Raw genomic sequence first — 17,406 nt, 5'->3', positions numbered from 1 at the left:
GGCCACCGCATGCCGCGGTGGCCGGCCTTCGCGTTTCCGTCATGTTGCCGGCGGTTCCAAACGGATGCCCCGGCAGGAATAGACTGGGATAATTAATCCGTTCGTGAGGGGACTTCTGTGGAGGAACGTACGACGTCGGCGCCACCGGCAGGCGGGGACAGCGGCTTGGGCCCTGCCTCCGGAACTGCCCCTGCGCTGTCGGCAGGCACCGCAGGCGGCGTGCCTGTGGACAGCTTCGGCATCCGCCCGACTTTCCCCGGCCGGCGCGAACGGACCCGCTCCCGGCTCGCGCGCCTGACCGGCCGCGGCGTCGCCAGCTACTCGCCGATCCTCGAACCCCTCCTGCGCACCGTCCGGGCGAACAACCCGAAGGAAGATTTCGACCTCATCCAGCGGGCTTTCGCGGTCGCCGAGCGCAGCCACCAGGGCCAGAAACGCAAGAGCGGCGATCCCTACATCACCCATCCCGTCGCCGTCGCCACCATCCTGGCCGAACTTGGCATGACCGGGACCACCCTCGCCGCGGCCCTGCTCCACGACACCGTTGAGGACACCCCGTACACCCTGGGCGACCTCACCCGGGATTTCGGACCCGAAGTTGCGATGCTGGTGGACGGCGTGACCAAGCTGGACAAGGTCCAGTTCGGTGACGCCGCCCAGTCCGAGACCGTCCGCAAGATGGTCGTCGCGATGGCCAAGGACATCCGCGTCCTGATGATCAAGCTCGCGGACCGCCTGCACAACGCCCGGACGTGGCGCTTCGTCTCCGCCGAATCCTCCTCGCGCAAGGCCCGCGAAACCCTCGAAATCTTCGCGCCGCTTGCCCACCGCCTCGGCATGAACACCATCAAGTGGGAACTCGAGGACCTGTCCTTCGCGGCCCTGTACCCCAAGGTGTACGAGGAAATCGTCCGCATGGTGGGGGACCGGACCCCGGAACGCGAGAAGAGCCTCAGCGTCATCCGCAACCAGATTGCCGACGACCTGCGCCTGGCGAAAATCAAGGCCACCATCACCGGCCGGCCCAAGCACTACTACTCCATCTACCAGAAGATGGTGGTCCGCGATAAGGACTTCGACGACATCAACGACCTGATGGGCGTCCGCGTCCTGGTCGACACCGTCCGGGACTGTTACGCCGCACTCGGCACCCTGCACGCGCGCTGGAACCCGCTGCCCGGCCGGTTCAAGGACTACATCGCGATGCCGAAGTTCAACATGTACCAGTCGCTGCACACCACGGTGATCGGGCCCGGCGGCAAGCCGGTGGAAATCCAGATCCGCACGCACGAGATGCACCGCCGCGCCGAATACGGCGTGGCCGCGCACTGGAAGTACAAGGACCAGCCCAACCGGACCGCCGTCGGACCCGGCAGCCCCCGCGACGGCGACATGGGCTGGCTGCGTTCCCTGGTCGACTGGCAGCAGGAGACCTCCGACCCGGGCGAGTTCCTCGATTCCCTGCGTTTCGAAATCAACGCCCGCGAAGTCTTCGTGTTCACCCCCAAGGGCGAGGTCATGGCCCTGCCGGCCGGCTCCACCCCCGTGGACTTCGCCTACGCGGTTCACACCGAGGTGGGCCATCGGACCATCGGCGCCCGGGTGAACGGCAAACTCGTACCGCTCAACAGCGAACTCAACCACGGCGACTGGGTGGAGATCTTCACTTCCAAGGCCGAAGGCGCAGGCCCCAGCCAGGACTGGCAGCACTTCGTCAAGAGCGCCCGGGCCCGCAACAAGATCCGGCAGTGGTTCAGCAAGGAACGCCGCGAGGAAGCGATCGAACGCGGCAAGGACCTCCTGACCCGCGCCATGCGCAAGCAGAACCTGCCACTGCAGCGCCTCATGACCCACGACGCGCTGTCCACCGTGGCCGAGGACTTCCACTACGTGGACATCTCCGGCCTGTACGCCGGTGTCGGGGACGGGCACACCTCGGCCCAGTCCGTCATGGAAAAGCTCATGGAGCACCTCGGCGGGCAGGAATCGCCGGACGAGGAACTGGACGAGGTCAGCGTCCCCACCCAGGTGGCCAAGACCCGCTACTCGGATTCCGGCGTCATCGTCCGCGGCGTGGGCGACGTCTGGGTCAAGCTGGCACGCTGTTGCACCCCGGTGCCGCCCGATCCCATCCTGGGCTTCGTCACCCGCGGCTCGGGCGTCTCCGTGCACCGGACGGACTGTACCAACGTGGCCGGGCTCCGGGACGAGCCGGACAGGATCGTGGACGTGGAATGGGCGCCGACCCAGTCCAGCGTGTTCCTCGTCGAAATCCAGGTGGAAGCCCTCGACCGGAAGTCGCTGTTGTCCGATGTGACCCGGGTGCTCTCGGACAACCACGTCAACATCCTGGCCGCCTCCGTGCACACCTCCAGCGACCGTGTGGCGATTTCCCGTTTCGCGTTCGAAATGGGTGACCCTAAGTACCTGCACCACGTCCTCAGCGCGGTCCGCAGGATCGACGGCGTCTTCGACGTCTACCGCACCACCGGTAACCGGCGCCGCAGCTAGCAGCCACGCGAGGCTCACGCCGCCGCAGGTGCCGACAGCAGCGCGAGCTTGGCCAAGGCCGCCTTCTTGTGCGGCACCCGCGGGCTAGCTTCGACGGCCAGGACCAGCAGGCGTAGGCGGATTCCCAGTTCGGCCTTGTCCAGGAGCGCCTGGAGCGCGGGAACGGCACGTTCGGCCTCCACATGGAGGGCGACGTCGACGGCGGTGCGCAGCGGGCTGGTGACCAGGAGTCCGCCGATGCTCACCACATCCAATGGCCCGAGCCTGACCTCGTGCAGGATGCAGCCCCGGGTCGACCGCAGGCTCGAGACCCGGTGCTTGGCGTCCACCAGCAGCGAGAGGCGCTCGGGGACGGTTCCGCAGCCGAAGATCCAAGCCGCCGTCATGCGCCCGGCCACCACCTTCTGCCGGATGTTCTCCGGCACCACCAGGCCGGCCGCCCGTGCCCGCAACCGCGGCGTCGCGCTCACGCCCGGTGCGGTGAAACTTTCGCCGTACAACGGCTGGAGCACGCCGTCGAACGCCATGGACTGCAGTTCGGCGTGACTGAACACATCGTTGGGGGAGTACAGCTCCTGGAACGGAGGCCCCGGCTCCGTCGGCGTTGGCGCGCTCATTGAGCCATCATTGCCTTCTGCCCCTTAACGCGTACAGGCCCGGTTCCGGTTATGTGGATAACCGGAACCGGGCCTGTACAGGCAGTTCTGAACGCCTAGCCGAGGTCGCTGGCGGAGCGCTGGATCTGGTCGAGCCAGGCCTGCCGCGCCTCGAGGGCTTCGCGGGCTTCCTTGATGCCGCGGGCGTCCCCGGACTGCTCGGCCTTGGCGAGGTCGTCCTTCAGCCCGGCGATGGCGGATTCGAGCTGGGCGAGGGCACTGTTGGTGCGTGCCTTGGTTTCCGGGTTGCTGCGGCGCCACTTGTCGTCTTCAGCCTCGCGGACCGCGTCCTCCACCTTGCGCAGGCCCGCTTCGATCCGGCCCATGTCGGCGCGCGGAACCTTGCCGGCCTCGTCCCAACGGTCGCGGATGGACTGGAGCGCCTTCTTGGCGGCGGCGAGGTCGGAGATCGGCAGCAGGGCCTGTGCCTCGGCGATCAGCTCTTCCTTGACCACGAGGTTCGCAGCGTACTGCTGGTCGATTTCCTCGTTGGCAGCCTGGCGCTTGCTGAAGAAGACGTCCTGAGCGGCGCGGAAGCGGAGCCACAGGGCGTCGTCGTCCTTGCGGCTGGCACGCGGGGTGGCCTTCCACTGGTCCATCAGGCGGCGGTACTCGCCGGCCGTGAAGCCCCAGTCGGTCGAGTCGGACAGCGCTTCTGCCTCGGCGATCAGCTTCTCCTTGGCCGCCTTGGCGGCGGAGTTGGTGCTGTCCAGCTGGGAGAAGTAGGCGCGGCGGTGGCGGTCGAACACGGTGCGGGCCGCGCGGAACCGCTTCCACAGGGCGTCCTCGTTGCTGCGGCCGAGGCGGATGCCGTTCTTCTGTGCCGTCTTCCAGCTTTCGAAGAGCTCGTTCATCCGGGCGCTGGAGGTCTTCCACTGCACCTGGGCCGGGTCCTGGCCGGAGATGGCTTCGGCCTCGGCGACGATGGCTTCACGGGCGGCCAGCTCAGCGGCGCGCGAGGCTTCGTGCGCGGCCTTCTCGGACTGCTCGAGCTCGGCGATCTGCGCGGTGAGAGTGTCGAGCCGTGCCTCGGCGGAGCGGATGTCGCCCACCATGTTGCGCTCGGCCAGCTGCTCGCGCAGGTGGTTCACGGTCTTCTGCATATCCGTGGCCGGGGCCTTGGACTCGACGCGGTGTTCCAGCAGCACCACCTGGGCCAGGATGTCCTCGAACTTGCGCGCGAAGTAGCCCAGGGCCTCCTCACGGCTCACGCCGGGGTACTGGCCCACCGGCTGCTCGCCGCCGTCGATGGTCAGGAAGACGTGGCCGTCATCCTCTGCGCGGCCCCACTTGGATGCCTCCGCCAGCGAAACGGCGGACGGTGCGGGAGCGGGCGCCGCGGGAATGACGCTCGGTGCGGCCTTCGGGCGGGCAGCGAACGCCGCCGGCGAGGGGGCGGCCGGGCGCGGCGCCTCCGATGCAACAGGGGTGGGCGTCTCCGTGGCAGGGAGCTGCTCCGCTTCGTTGGCCGTTACTGCAGTTTCGTCGGATTGCTGACTGTGTGTCACCGCTAAAAGTCTTTCGCTTGGAGGGATTACTAAGGTAAGGCGCCGCGCGGGGTGGCCCGGCTGTTTACTTCAGGGAAAACGAGTCTATCGTGACTGTTGCCACAGGGGCGCCGTCTGTGCCGGATCCGCCGTCTTTGGTCCCTGCCTTGGCGATCTTCGCTACGGCGTCCAGGCCGCTGGTCACCTTCCCGACGATCGTGTAGCCGCCGGCGCTGTCCGCCGGGATGACGGTGTCTTTGTAGACGATGAAGAACTGGTGCCCGTTTCCGTAGGCGTTGTCCCCGCTGCGGGCCACCGCGATGGTGCCGGCCGGGTACTTGTTGTCCGCCGGGGTGTTCTCCAAGGGACCCCAGCGGTAGTTGCTGTCGTCACTGGTATCCGTCGGCTGCTTGCCGCCGCACTGCAGCAGGGCGAACGTATCGCCAGTAGTGACGCGGGGGCAGAACAGTCCCTTGTAATAGCCGGAGTCGGCCAGGGACTTGAAGACGGCAGCGGCCTGCGGGGCCTTCGTGCCGTCCAGCGAAACGCCGACCGCGGCGCCGTTGAGCTTCAGCTCGCCCGTGAAGGTCTTGCCGGCCGCGGTGTCGGGTTTGGGAATGTCCGGTCCGTTCGACGGCGACGGGCTGGCCGACGGGGTGTTCAGGCCCGCCTGCGCGGCGGCGTATTCGGCCTCCGTCGGGTTCGAGTTGAAGACCGTGAGTTGCAGGACGACGGCGGCAGCCAGGAGGGCGGCACCGCCCGCGGCCGCGACAATATTGTCAAAGCGGCGGCGTTTGCCTTGCTCCTGCCGGAGCTCGCGCTTGGCCTCCATCTGCCGGATGCGCCGTTTGGCTTCACGGGTCTCCCGCGGCCTTGTTGCCAAGAGTCCTCCTGCTTGTCTGGTCAGCTACGATTCACGGCGGCCCGCCCGTGCCCTGCATTGGATGTGCGGGTGCCGGGAAGCATAAACTGGCTGCCGCACATAGTTTATGCATGACTGACTGGACGCAGGCAGGACACGGCTGCCGATTCGGCGCCGGTTCCAGGTCCGTCCCGCTGCGCGCAACGTTTGAGGAGAAAATTCCACCATGGCACGTACCGCCTCCCTGTCCGGATTCCCCGAGTGGCTTCCCCAGGAGCGGTTGGTGGAGCTGCATGTGCTCGACACGCTGCGCCGCGTCTTCGAACTCCACGGCTTTTCCTCCATTGAGACCCGCGCGGTCGAAACGGTCGGCCAGTTGCTGCGCAAGGGCGAGATCGACAAAGAGGTCTACGGCCTCAGCCGGCTCCAGGAAGACGAAGAGGAATCCCGGGCCGCGAAGGGTGACCACCACTCCCTTGCCCTGCACTTCGACCTGACGGTCCCGTTCGCCCGTTACGTCGTCGAGAACGCCGGATACCTGAGCTTCCCGTTCCGCCGCTACCAGATCCAGAAGGTCTGGCGCGGCGAACGCCCGCAGGAAGGCCGCGCCCGCGAGTTCACCCAGGCTGACATCGACGTGGTCGGCGACGGCGAACTGCCCTTCCGCTACGACGTCGAGATCGCCCTGGTGATCGCCGAGGCCCTGAGCGCCCTGCCGATTCCCGACTTCCGCCTGCGCGTCAACAACCGCAAGCTGGCCGAAGGCTTCTACCGCGGCATCGGCCTTGACGACACAGCCGGGGTGCTGCGCAGCATCGACAAGCTAGAGAAGATCGGCGAAGAGAGGGTCGCCGAACTCCTCAAGAGCGAACTCGGCGCCAGCGACGACCAGGCCCGGCTCGCCCTCAGCCTGGCGAAGATCCGCACCGAGGACACCTCATTCGTGGAGCAGGTCCGTGCGCTCGGCGTCAGCCACGAACTGCTCGAGGAAGGCCTCAGCGAACTCGAACAGGTCATCGAAGCCGCCGTGCAGCGCGCCCCGGGCAAGGTGCTCGCGGACCTCAGCATCGCCCGCGGCCTGGACTACTACACCGGCACCGTCGTCGAAACCGTGCTGGTCGGCCACGAACAGCTGGGCTCCATCTGCTCCGGCGGCCGGTACGACGCCCTGGCCCGCAAGGGCAACCGCACCTTCCCGGGCGTCGGCCTGTCCATCGGTGTCACCCGCCTGGTGTCCCGCATCCTCAGCCAGGAGTTCGCCACGGCCTCCCGCTCCGTCCCCACCGCGGTCCTCGTCGCCCTGAACAACGACGACAGTTGGGCAGGCGCCCAGGACGTGGCCGCACAGCTGCGCGCCCGGGGAATCGCAACCGAGGTCGCCGCCAAGGCCGAAAAGTTCGGCAAGCAGATCAAGTTCGCCGATCGCCGCGGCATCCCCTTCGTCTGGTTCACCGACGACGACGGCAAGCACCAGGTCAAGGACATCCGCAGCGGCGAGCAGACCGACGCGGACCCGGCCAGTTGGTCGCCCCCGGCCGAGGATCTCAACGTCCGCATCACCACTGCCTGACGGCAGCGCGGCGATGGCAGACAACGCGGGCGGAACTCTCGCCCGGCGCCTCGGCACCGCCGACGCGGTGACCATCGGCCTCGGCTCGATGATCGGCGCCGGCGTGTTCGCAGCCTTCACCCCTGCGGCCCAGGCCGCGGGTGCCGGGCTGCTCGTCGGCCTGGTGATCGCCGCGTTCGTCGCCTACTGCAACGCCACCTCCTCGGCCCAGCTCGCCGCCGCGTACCCGTCCTCCGGCGGCACGTACCTCTACGGCCGGAAGCAATTGGGGGAGTGGACGGGCTTCCTGGCCGGCTGGGGCTTCGTGATCGGCAAGACAGCGAGCAGCGCGGCGATGGCCCTCACCTTCGCCGCCTACCTGGCGCCTGCGGGCTGGGAGCGGCCGCTCGCCATCGCCGCGGTGCTGGGCCTGGCTGCGGTCAACTACCGCGGCGTGACCCGCACGGCCCGGCTGGCGCGGATCATCGTTACCGCTGTGCTCCTGGTGCTGCTGCTGCTCGTGGCTGCGTGCTTTGCCGGTGCGGCATCTCCCGCAGGGCCGGGGTTCGGCGGGATGTTCGACGGCGGCCTGCTCGCCGGAGGCTGGTACGGGATCCTGCAGTCGGCGGGTCTGCTGTTCTTCGCCTTCGCCGGGTACGCCCGGATCGCGACCATGGGCGAGGAAGTCATCCGGCCCGAGCGCACCATCCCCCGGGCGATCACCGCCTCGCTCGGCATCGCCGTCCTGGTCTATGCCGCCGTCGCTGCCGGCCTCCTCGCGGTCCTCGGCCCCGCGGGAGTGGCCGGCAGTGCCACACCGCTGTCTGCCGCCGTCGCTTCCGGGCCATGGACCTGGCTTCTTCCCCTCGTGTCGGTCGCTGCCGGCCTCGCGGCGCTCGGCGCCCTGCTGGCCCTGATCGCCGGCATCGGCCGGACCACGCTGGCCATGGCCCGCGACGCCGAATTGCCCGTCTGGCTCGCCGCAGTGCATCCCCGCTTCAAAGTTCCGCACCGGGCCGAAGTGGTCCTCGCCGTCGTTGTCTGCGTGGTGATCGCGGTGGCGGACCTGCGCGGCGCGATCGGCTTCTCCTCCTTCGGCGTGCTCCTTTACTACCTGGTGGCGAACCTCGCCGCCTTCACGCAAAAAGGCGGGCAGCGGCGGTACCCGAAGACCCTCCAGGTCCTGGGGGCGCTGGCGTGCGTGCTGCTCGTGGCGACGCTTCCGCCGTCGTCGTTGCTCGCGGGGGTGGCGGTGTTCGCCGCCGGAATCCTGTACCGTCTGGTGCGGCTGCGGCTTGTGGCCGCCCGGTCCTGAGCCCGGTGGCGGCTGCCCAGCATCCGGGCGGGTAAACTCAGACGGGATCGTTTCGCCACGATCGGCCGAAAATCATGCTGAAAGGAATGCTGTGCTGCGCACACATGACCTCGGATCGCTGCGTTCCGAGCACATTGGACAGACCGTTACCCTGGCAGGCTGGGTGGGCCGCCGCCGTGACCACGGTGGTGTGGCCTTCGTCGACCTGCGTGACGCTTCCGGTGTCGCCCAGGTGGTCGTCCGCGAAGAAGAGGTCTTCCACGGGCTCCGCAACGAATACGTGCTGCAGGTCATCGGCACGGTCGAGAAGCGCCCGGAAGGCAACGAGAACCCGGCCCTGGCCACCGGTGAGATCGAGGTTATCGCCGAAAAGGTCGTGATCCTCAACACCTCGGACCCGCTTCCCTTCCAGATCGACGAGCACGTCGAAGTGGGCGAGGAAGCGCGCCTCAAGCACCGCTACCTGGACCTCCGCCGGCCCGGCCCGGCCCGCAACCTGCGCCTGCGCTCTGAAGCGAACCGTGTTGCCCGCGAACTGCTGCACCAACAGGGCTACGTGGAGATCGAAACCCCCACCCTGACGCGTTCGACGCCGGAAGGCGCCCGCGACTTCGTGGTCCCCGCCCGTCTGGCGCCGGGTTCCTGGTACGCGCTGCCGCAGTCCCCGCAGCTTTTCAAGCAGCTACTGCAGGTGGGCGGCTTCGAGAAGTACTACCAGATCGCCCGCTGCTACCGCGACGAGGACTTCCGTGCGGACCGCCAGCCGGAGTTCACGCAGCTGGACATCGAGGCGAGCTTTGTTGAGCAGGACGACATCATCGAGCTCGGCGAAGCCCTGATCAAGGTGCTCTGGCAGCTGATCGATGTTGAGGTCCCGACCCCGATCCGCCGCATGACCTACTGGGACGCGATGGCCAAGTACGGTTCCGACAAGCCGGACCTGCGCTTCGGCCTCGAGCTGACGGAACTGACCGAATTCTTCAAGGACACCAACTTCGGTGTCTTCAAGGCGCCTTACGTCGGTGCCGTCGTCATGCCCGGCGGCGCCTCGCAGCCCCGCCGCACCCTGGACGCCTGGCAGGAATGGGCCAAGCAGCGCGGCGCGAAGGGCCTGGCCTACGTGCTGTGCAAGGAAGACGGCGAGCTCGCCGGCCCCGTGGCGAAGAACCTGACCGACACCGAGCGTGCCGGTCTTGCGGATGCCGTCGGCGCGAAGCCGGGCGACTGTATCTTCTTCGCCGCCGGTGAAGCGTCCCCGTCGCGTGCGCTGCTTGGTGCAGCCCGCGTGGAGATCGGCCACCGCACCGGCCTGATCGACCCGAAGGACTGGGCCTTCGTGTGGATCGTCGACGCCCCGATGTTCGAACCCGCTGCCCAGGCCACCGCGTCCGGTGACGTGGCCCTGGGCTACTCCGCCTGGACGGCCGTGCACCACGCCTTCACCTCGCCGAAGCCGGAATTCCTGGACAACTTCGACGAGAACCCGGACGCCGCGCTGGCCTACGCCTACGACATCGTGTGCAACGGCAACGAGATCGGCGGCGGATCCATCCGTATCCACCAGAGCGACATCCAGGAACGCGTCTTCAAGGTCATGGGCATCAGCCATGAAGAAGCGCAGGAGAAGTTCGGCTTCCTGCTCGAAGGCTTCAAGTACGGTGCACCCCCGCACGGCGGCATCGCCCTCGGCTGGGACCGCGTCGTCTCGCTGCTGGCCGGCGTCGACTCGATCCGCGACGTCATCGCCTTCCCGAAGTCCGGCGGCGGCTTCGACCCGCTGACCGCCGCGCCTGCGCCCATCACGGCACAGCAGCGCAAGGAAGCCGGCGTGGACTTCAAGCCGGAAGCCAAGCCCGCAGCCAAGCCGGAATAGCGAACATCCCGAAACTCCCCGCCCCGCACCCGCGGAGCGGGGAGTTTCGGCATTCAGTGGACTCTTAATGGAGGAGAGCGATGGTGCAGGACACGACCATGGCGGACGCGGGACTGCTTGAGGAACTCATGGACCGGGCCTGGCCGGCTCCGGACCGGGAGGAACTGGCCGGCTGGGTGATGCGCGCAGCGGGCGGCGTTACCCAGCGTGCCAACTCGGTGTGGCCGCGCGTTGCTGTCGCGGACACTGCCGCCCTTTCCGCCGCGACGCTGTGGTACCGGAGCCGCCGGCTGCCGCTGATCTTCCAGGTGTTCGACTCTCCGCGCAGCGCCGAGCTGGATGCCCTGCTCGACGCCGGACGCTTCACCCGCCAGTCGGAAACCCTCATCATGACCCGCGCGGCGGAAGGCATCCTGCCCGGGGTTGTGCCCGGCGTCGAAATCTCCGCCGCGCCCTCGGAGGAATGGCTGAGTCTCTGGTGGTCCGTAGACGGCCGCGGCGGAGATGCGGAACGGGAGATCGTCCGCGGCATCCTCGCCGGCTGTCCTTCGCTTTACGCATTGGTGAGGGCCGACGACGGCGTGCCCGCCGCCGTCGGCCGCCTCGCCTTGCCGCCGGGTGCGGCAGCTTGGGGCGGGCTTTACTGCATGGCCACCGGCCGGGAGCACCGCCGCCAGGGCTTCGCCCGGAAGATCCTGGATGCGCTGCTCGCCGCCGGTGCTGCCGGCGGAGCCGGGAGCTTCTGGCTCATGGTGACAGCCGGCAACGCCCCGGCGCAGGCGCTGTATGCCGGGGCCGGCTTCGCTGAGCAGGGACGGTACCTGTACCGCCAGGCGCCTCTGCAGCGGGTTTTGAGCGGTTGCTGACACAGTCCGGCTGCTAGCAGGGGCACCGATCACCGCGGCATGTTGATGGTCAGGGCGAACTGAGCGCGGCTGTCCGGTTCTCCCGCGAATCCGCTGAGCAGAAGTTTGCCGTGCTGGATGGTGGCCGCATCGATGGCGACGCTGCCGTTGCCAAATGCTTCGTGCTTGAGCTCCTTGGCCTGGAATTCCTTGCCGTCGGGGCTGGTGTACAGGAACGGCTTTTGCTCTTGCGGTGTGCCCATTGTTCCGGTAACGGCGAATCCGTCACCGTTTTGGAGCAGATGAACCGGGCCGTAGGCTTCCCTGCCGAGTGCCTCAGGCAGGGCGGTGCCCGACGTCCAGGTCTTGCCCTGGTCGGTGCTGCTGTAGAGGACGTAGCGCGTGCCCTTGCCTTCCTGCTCCGCATAGACCAGGGCCACCGTCATGGTCCGGCCAACAGCCAGCCCGAGAACCTTGGAATCGGTAAAGCCTTTCACCTTGGCCAATGCCACCGGCGTCCATGACTTCGCATCGGCGGAGCGCCACACTACCGGGGCGTTCTTGATGTCCTTTTCCATGAAGCCGCCCGCCAGGAAGGTCTTTCCGGGCGTTTCCATCAACACGTGGATGGCGCGGTCGTTATCCTCCTTGCCCGCAAAGGACGGCGCGTCAATACGCTTCCAGCTCCGGCCGTCTTTGGACATTGCCAGGCCCGCGCTCGTTGAAGATCCGTCCTCGCCCGCGTAGCTTCCGGCAACGAGGAATCCATGAACGGTGGACAAAGTGGATTCGACAGCCGCGTGGTCCACGCCGGCTTCGGCGCTGAAAATGTCTCCGCTGTAACCGCTCCACACGCCGCCGGGTTTGCGGGACCAGATCAACGTGTCGCTGTTGTTCCAGGCGTCTTCCATGCCGGACATGATGTCGCCGTGAGGAGTGCTGCTCATGCTGGTGAACATTTGCGTGGCACCGAGAGTCAGGACGGTGTGGTGGGAAAAGTCCTTTCCGTCAGTCGATTCCCACAGGGCGGTCCGACGGCCGATCGAACCGAGCGCGAAAGTCCTGCCCTCAGCGGAGACAAAGCGGGAAACAACGGGCGCACCGGGTGCGAGCGGTTGAAGCTGCGGGCTGCGCTCCTGTGCTGTTCCGTTCCCGGAAAACAAGTAGATCCGCGGCCGGAATGTCCCACCGGCGCCGAAATTAGCGGCGAGTAGCGTGCCTTCCGGTACCTGTGCCGTATCTTCGGGATAGAGGAACTGTTCCCGGCCGATTTTGGGCAGGGCCGTTTCCTTCCAGCCTCCCGCAGTTGCGCGCTGCAGAAATTTGTATTCCGCTCCTCCGCCATTGCCGGCCACCGTAAGCATGCCCTGCCGGTTTGGCGCAGCTGATCGTCCAAAAACCCAGGGGAAGTCGTCCTCGCCGTCCGCCCACGAGGTATCAAGCGCAACGTTCCAGTTGCCCTTGGGCGCCCGGCCAGGTGCCCATGACGCGTCCAAGCCCCGAGCGGTTTGGCCAGGCCATGAGTCTTCAGGCCAACCGAAGCCAAGGAACCGGAAGGCTTTGCCGTCCCAGGAAACCGAGCGGAAGCCGCTGTTTCGCGGTGCCGCTTTTGAAGCGTCGGGGCTGATGTCGCGCCAGGTTTTTCCGCCGTCATCCGAAGCGAAGGCTCTTGCGCGGATTTTCCCGCCCGGCCCGTCTGTTTGCCCGCCCAAGACAAGAGTCGAAGCACTGGCCGCGGCTGCGTAGATGGATGTGTCTTCGGTACCGGGGAGGCCTTTCGGCGTAATCGATGTCCAACCCGATCCGTCGCCGCTTCGATGAATCGTTATGCGTGACTTCTTGGCGGTCACCACGGTCCACGCATTCTTGGTCCAAAGCGCGCCAAGTTTCGTGCTACCTTGCGGCAGCTCCAACGCACCCCCAGTCTTGCTGAAAGCGCGTCCGTCCTTGCTCGAATAGCCGAGCAGTCGATTGTCCTCGGGTATCAGGGCAAGCCATTGGCCGTTTCCACGAATGAAGGCGTAGGGACGCGAGTTGAGTTCCTCGCCGTCAAACAGGGCCGGTACCCAAGTCCGACCTGCGTCGGAGGAGTTCCACACCAGACGCCGTGCGCCTCCCGCGTCGCGGCCACCGGCGGCAAGCATCACGTTCGTCCCGTCGCTCTCAAGCACATCGGTGCCCATGCGCAGGAACGGGGTCTTTGCTGCGTCCGATTCCATGCCGCTGGTATTGAATTCCAGGCGGCTCGGATCCTTGAACAATGCATCCGTGCACCCTGTGGCTGTTAGCAGCAGCAGGACCGCCAGGACGGCAAATGGGCGCGGTGTGGTCTTCATCGTTTCCCCCAAGAATGTTGGGGACCCGCGGCCCCCGGCTCCTCTGGAGTCTAGGCAGTCGGGCGCATGGTTCGCGCGGGGGAGTGGCCCGCTTGTGGATAACTCCGCAGGAGACCCTGGCTACGCGGGGTCCGTGACCAGGATCCTCAGCGAACAGGCATCTGCCGCCGCCTGCCGGAGCACGCCGGCGTTCGGATCCGGGACCGCCACGAACGGCAAGCGGCTCCGCTGCGCGTAGTCCCGCAGCGCCGGATCGGCAAGGACGGCAGCCGCCAGGGCGGCATCCCCGCCGGGCAGGAGGTATTCCACGGCGTGGCCCGCGAAAACAATGGCGGCATGTGCGGCAGCGGCGGATATGAGGGCGTCGGCCTGGTTGGCCCGGCGCCGGGCAAACCGTTGCTGCGAACTGCCGCCGGCCGAGGAGCGGGACTGTACGTAACGGCTGCCGGTCTTGGAAGCCAGGATCTTCCCTCCGCTGGCGACGCCCACCGCGAACCCGCCGCGGCGCACCAGGACGAGGCCGATCTTCCGCTCCTGGGAGGCAAGGGAGATCAGCCGCTCCACGCCGTCGGCCCCGCGTCCGGGCCGCCCGTCGTCGGGCCAGGGTGCCTGCAGCAGGGCAGTGGCGCCGTCGGACGCCCGAAGCAGCAGACCGCCGTCGTCCGGTTCTTCCTGGACGCTGCCGTGGCTGGCGGCGAAACGCTCCACCCAGCCGGCGAGCCTGGCTGCGGGAACCATCGCGGTCCGGGACGGTGCCGCCTTCGATCGGGCGCTGTCCATCGCGATGCCTCCTTCTCCGGAATCCATGAGTAGCCTAGTCCGTGTGGAAGATCTCTTTGGTTCAGGCGCCGAAAGCGTGGACGACACCGGCAGCCGCTACACGGACCAGGACACGGGCGACAACGGAAGGCAGGCTCCGCCACTGGCCGTCCGCATGCGCCCGAAGAACCTCGACGAAGTAGTCGGCCAGCAGCACCTGCTGGGGCAGGGATCGCCGCTGCGCCAGCTCGCTGCAGGTGCCGACGCCGCGGGCCCGGCCGGTCCCAGTTCCGTGCTTCTTTGGGGTCCGCCGGGCACCGGCAAAACCACGCTCGCGCATGTCATTGCCCGCGGCCCGGGCCGGAAGTTCGTGGAGCTCTCAGCGATCACTGCCGGAGTCCGGGACGTCCGCCGGGTCATGGACGAGGCCCTGACGGCGCGGGACTTGTACAAGACCACCACGGTCCTCTTCCTCGACGAGATCCACCGCTTCAACAAGGCCCAGCAGGACGCGCTGCTGCCCGGCGTCGAGAACCGCTGGGTGGTGCTGGTGGCCGCCACCACCGAAAACCCCTCCTTCTCCGTGGTGTCGCCGCTGCTGTCGCGGTCGCTGCTGCTGACCCTGAAGCCGCTCACCGACCAGGACATTGAAGGACTGCTGCTGCGTGCCGTCAGCGATCCGCGTGGCCTCGGCGGGACAGTCGAGCTGAGCCCGGAAGCCCTCGAACACCTGGTCCGGCTCTCGGCCGGGGACGCCCGCCGGGCGCTGACCGCGCTGGAGGCGGCTGCCGGCGTCGCCTTCGGTGACCGCCACGACCATCCCGGCCAGGGCGGCACCGAAAAGGACGACGACGGCGGCAGCGCCGCGGCTGCCGACGCGGACTCCGCGCTGCTCGTCGAACTCCGGCACACCGAACGCGCGCTGGATTCCGCCGCCGTGCGGTATGACCGGGCGGGGGACCAGCACTACGACGTGGCCAGCGCGTTCATCAAGTCCATCAGGGGCTCGGACGTCGACGCCGCCCTGCACTACCTGGCGCGCATGCTGGAAGCCGGGGAGGACCCGCGCTTCATCGCCCGCCGCATCGTGATCTCCGCGTCCGAAGACATCGGCATGGCGGACCCGACCGCACTGCAGACGGCGGTCGCCGCCGCCCAGGCCGTCCAGCTCATCGGGATGCCCGAGGGCAGGATCATCCTGGCGGAGGCCGTGGTCCACCTCGCCACCGCACCCAAATCCAATGCCGCCTACATGGGCATCAACGCCGCAATCGCCGACGTCCGGGCAGGTTTGGGCAGCGGAATCCCGATGCACCTGCGCGACGCGCATTACCAGGGCGCCAAGGGCCTGGGCCACGGACAGGGCTACAAATACGCGCACGACGCCCCGCACGGGGTGGCCACCCAGCAGTACCCGCCGGACGACCTGGTAGGCAAGGACTACTACAACCCCACCGCGAACGGTGCCGAGCGGGAGATCGCGCCCCGGCTCGAGCGGCTGCGGAAGATCGTCCGGGGGAAGTAGCCGCGTTAGCCGGACAAGTCCTGGAAGCCCGGGCACGCCCGGCGGCCGCCCTTGCCACGGGATGCTAGGATTGATGCTTGTCTGGCATGGTCCGGGCGCAACCTCCGTCGAAGATTTTCTTTGACGGTGCTGTGCCGCGGAGCAGTAGCAAAAGGCGGCGGTTGGCCGATGCTCTCCCACATGGAGGCCAGTTACATCAACACACCGCAGTAATTTGGAAGGACACAAGTGGCTAACAACACTCGTGCTCGCCGTACCGCACGCCTTTCGCGTTCGCTCGGCATCGCCCTGACTCCCAAGGCCGCCAAGTACATGGAGCGCCGTCCGTACGGCCCCGGTGAACACGGTCGCGCCCGCAAGAAGCAGGACTCCGACTACGCCGTTCGTCTGCGCGAAAAGCAGCGTCTGCGCGCCCAGTACGGCATCCGCGAAGCCCAGATGACCCGTGCATTCGAAGAAGCACGCCGCACCAAGGGCCTGACCGGTGAAAACCTGATCGAACTGCTCGAAATGCGTCTCGACGCCCTCGTGCTGCGCGCCGGTTTCGCCCGTACCATCGCCCAGGCCCGCCAGCTGGTTGTGCACCGCCACATCCTGGTTGACGGTGTCCGCGTGGACCGCCCGTCGTTCCGCGTTTCCGAAGGCCAGCTCGTCCACGTCCACAGCCGCAGCGAAACCATGGCCCCGTTCCAGGTTGCAGCAGCAGGTGCGCACCGCGACGTTCTGCCCCAGGTTCCGGCCTACCTGGACGTCAAGCTTGACGCCCTGCAGGCACGCCTGGTTCGCCGCCCGAAGCGCTCCGAGGTCCCCGTGACCTGCGAAGAGCAGCTCGTCGTCGAATTCTACGCACGCTAAATTCCAGCGAACGTATACAAAGAAGCCCGTGGCACGCGCCGCGGGCTTCTTTGTATGTAAGGTACTTGGGGGAGAACAGCAGGACGGCGGCCGGAGTTTCCGCAGGCCGGCCCGCCAAACACGCGACGCAAGGAGATGAGAGAACATGACTGGTGGCGATATCGCAGGACTGATCGCGGCCGGGGTTTTCGCCCTCCTTGTCCTCCTGCTGGCGGTGCCGATCCTCAAGCTCGGCCGGGTGTTCGATGAGGTCCGCACCTCCATCCGCAGCATCAGCGACGGTGCCACTCCGCTGATGGACGAAGTGACGGCCACCGTTTCCACCACCAACCAGCAGCTGAAGAAGGTCGACGGCATCGCCTCGAACGTCTCGGACGCCTCGGCCAACATCTCGGCCCTTTCTTCGCTGGTCGCCGCCACGCTTGGTTCCCCGCTCATCAAGGTGGCCGCCTTCAGCTACGGCGTCCGCTCCGCGTTTACCGCCCGCCGCAAGCCCTCGTCCGGCCGCCGCAGCCGCTGAACCCCATCAACCAGCACCCGTAAGTCAGGAACATCGTGAAAAGAATCGTCTGGATGGGAATCGGGGTCGCGATCGGCGTGATCGCATTCCGCAAGATCAGCGAAGCCAAGGAAGGCCTCGGTGCCGAAGGGCTCAACCGCGCGGTGGGCAGGCTGGCCGACGGCATCTACGACTTCGCGGATGCCGTGCGGGCAGGGATGGGCGAACGGGAGAGCGAACTCCGGGCCGCGCTGGGCCTGGATGACGACGGCGCCGCCCGCCGCTAGCCGCCGCGGTTCGCCCTACCGCCAACAACAGGGCAGAATTGGAAGCT

The 17,406-nt window shown here is 67.4% G+C and carries 14 protein-coding genes; 9 read left to right on the top strand and 5 right to left on the bottom strand.

Annotation, left to right across the window (positions count from 1 at the left end; genetic code table 11):
- Positions 1–117: 117 nt before the first annotated feature.
- Entirely contained in the window at positions 118–2,511 is a 2,394-nt protein-coding gene (locus tag D3654_RS10595) for a RelA/SpoT family protein (protein ID WP_120521453.1), read from the top strand.
- Positions 2,512–2,525: 14 nt separating this feature from the next.
- On the opposite strand, the gene D3654_RS10590 is transcribed toward D3654_RS10595, so the two are convergent.
- From D3654_RS10590 to D3654_RS10580, 3 genes are all read right to left on the bottom strand, one after another.
- Complete coding sequence (locus D3654_RS10590) at positions 2,526–3,128, bottom strand: hypothetical protein (RefSeq protein ID WP_120521452.1); 603 nt, start codon at positions 3,126–3,128, stop codon at positions 2,526–2,528.
- Positions 3,129–3,223: 95 nt separating this feature from the next.
- Entirely contained in the window at positions 3,224–4,675 is a 1,452-nt protein-coding gene (locus D3654_RS10585; RefSeq protein ID WP_120521451.1) for a DUF349 domain-containing protein, read from the bottom strand.
- A gap of 64 nt (positions 4,676–4,739) precedes the next feature.
- The gene (locus D3654_RS10580; RefSeq protein ID WP_120521450.1) at positions 4,740–5,537 is read right to left on the bottom strand and encodes a peptidylprolyl isomerase; all 798 of its coding nucleotides are present in this window, start codon (positions 5,535–5,537) and stop codon (positions 4,740–4,742) included.
- Positions 5,538–5,742: 205 nt separating this feature from the next.
- Between D3654_RS10580 and hisS the strand changes: the two genes are divergently transcribed.
- The 4 genes from hisS to D3654_RS10560 all read left to right on the top strand — a co-directional run bounded on the left by hisS (position 5,743) and on the right by D3654_RS10560 (position 11,119).
- Positions 5,743–7,086: a histidine--tRNA ligase gene (gene hisS / locus D3654_RS10575; protein ID WP_120521449.1), complete on the top strand. Its 1,344-nt coding sequence runs from the start codon at positions 5,743–5,745 to the stop codon at positions 7,084–7,086.
- A gap of 13 nt (positions 7,087–7,099) precedes the next feature.
- A complete protein-coding gene (locus D3654_RS10570; RefSeq protein WP_120521448.1) occupies positions 7,100–8,380 on the top strand; it encodes an APC family permease in 1,281 nt (426 codons plus the stop codon).
- Between the two features lie 91 nt (positions 8,381–8,471).
- A complete protein-coding gene (gene aspS, locus D3654_RS10565) occupies positions 8,472–10,253 on the top strand; it encodes an aspartate--tRNA ligase (RefSeq protein ID WP_120521447.1) in 1,782 nt (593 codons plus the stop codon).
- Positions 10,254–10,333: 80 nt separating this feature from the next.
- Positions 10,334–11,119 carry a GNAT family N-acetyltransferase gene (locus D3654_RS10560; protein ID WP_425359404.1) on the top strand — a complete coding sequence of 262 codons (786 nt, stop codon included), beginning with the start codon at positions 10,334–10,336 and terminating at the stop codon, positions 11,117–11,119.
- 29 nt (positions 11,120–11,148) lie between these two features.
- Here D3654_RS10560 and D3654_RS20475 read toward each other — a convergent pair whose 3' ends face one another.
- Both D3654_RS20475 and D3654_RS10550 read right to left on the bottom strand, forming a co-directional pair.
- Positions 11,149–13,434, bottom strand: a complete 2,286-nt coding sequence (locus tag D3654_RS20475; RefSeq protein WP_162943705.1) for a beta propeller repeat protein — start codon at positions 13,432–13,434, stop codon at positions 11,149–11,151.
- 120 nt (positions 13,435–13,554) lie between these two features.
- Positions 13,555–14,214, bottom strand: coding sequence for an acVLRF1 family peptidyl-tRNA hydrolase (locus D3654_RS10550; protein WP_120521458.1), 660 nt, complete (start codon positions 14,212–14,214; stop codon positions 13,555–13,557).
- Positions 14,215–14,257: 43 nt separating this feature from the next.
- Here D3654_RS10550 and D3654_RS10545 point away from each other — a divergent pair, with 43 nt between their 5' ends.
- From D3654_RS10545 to D3654_RS10530, 4 genes are all read left to right on the top strand, one after another.
- The gene (locus D3654_RS10545; protein WP_120521445.1) at positions 14,258–15,718 is read left to right on the top strand and encodes a replication-associated recombination protein A; all 1,461 of its coding nucleotides are present in this window, start codon (positions 14,258–14,260) and stop codon (positions 15,716–15,718) included.
- Between the two features lie 228 nt (positions 15,719–15,946).
- On the top strand, positions 15,947–16,573 hold the full coding sequence (gene rpsD / locus D3654_RS10540) for a 30S ribosomal protein S4 (RefSeq protein ID WP_074590894.1): 627 nt from the start codon (positions 15,947–15,949) through the stop codon (positions 16,571–16,573).
- Positions 16,574–16,718: 145 nt separating this feature from the next.
- Complete coding sequence (locus tag D3654_RS10535; RefSeq protein ID WP_120521444.1) at positions 16,719–17,093, top strand: DUF948 domain-containing protein; 375 nt, start codon at positions 16,719–16,721, stop codon at positions 17,091–17,093.
- A 35-nt stretch (positions 17,094–17,128) separates the two neighbouring features.
- Positions 17,129–17,359: a DUF6167 family protein gene (locus D3654_RS10530; RefSeq protein WP_280960107.1), complete on the top strand. Its 231-nt coding sequence runs from the start codon at positions 17,129–17,131 to the stop codon at positions 17,357–17,359.
- Positions 17,360–17,406: the final 47 nt, after the last annotated feature.

Source organism: Arthrobacter celericrescens (genome assembly GCF_003614925.1).
Taxonomy (GTDB): domain Bacteria; phylum Actinomycetota; class Actinomycetes; order Actinomycetales; family Micrococcaceae; genus Arthrobacter; species Arthrobacter celericrescens.
Note: the sequence above shows the minus strand (reverse complement) of the source record. Positions and strands in the feature narration are given on the sequence as shown.

Coding starts and splice junctions, on each gene's coding strand:
- D3654_RS10590 (WP_120521452.1), bottom strand. CDS start 3,128: ATGAGCGCGCCAACGCCGACGGAGCCGGGGCCTCCGTTCCAGGAGCTG.
- hisS (WP_120521449.1), top strand. CDS start 5,743: ATGGCACGTACCGCCTCCCTGTCCGGATTCCCCGAGTGGCTTCCCCAG.
- D3654_RS10570 (WP_120521448.1), top strand. CDS start 7,100: ATGGCAGACAACGCGGGCGGAACTCTCGCCCGGCGCCTCGGCACCGCC.
- D3654_RS10560 (WP_425359404.1), top strand. CDS start 10,334: ATGGTGCAGGACACGACCATGGCGGACGCGGGACTGCTTGAGGAACTC.
- D3654_RS20475 (WP_162943705.1), bottom strand. CDS start 13,434: ATGAAGACCACACCGCGCCCATTTGCCGTCCTGGCGGTCCTGCTGCTG.
- D3654_RS10550 (WP_120521458.1), bottom strand. CDS start 14,214: ATGGACAGCGCCCGATCGAAGGCGGCACCGTCCCGGACCGCGATGGTT.
- D3654_RS10535 (WP_120521444.1), top strand. CDS start 16,719: ATGACTGGTGGCGATATCGCAGGACTGATCGCGGCCGGGGTTTTCGCC.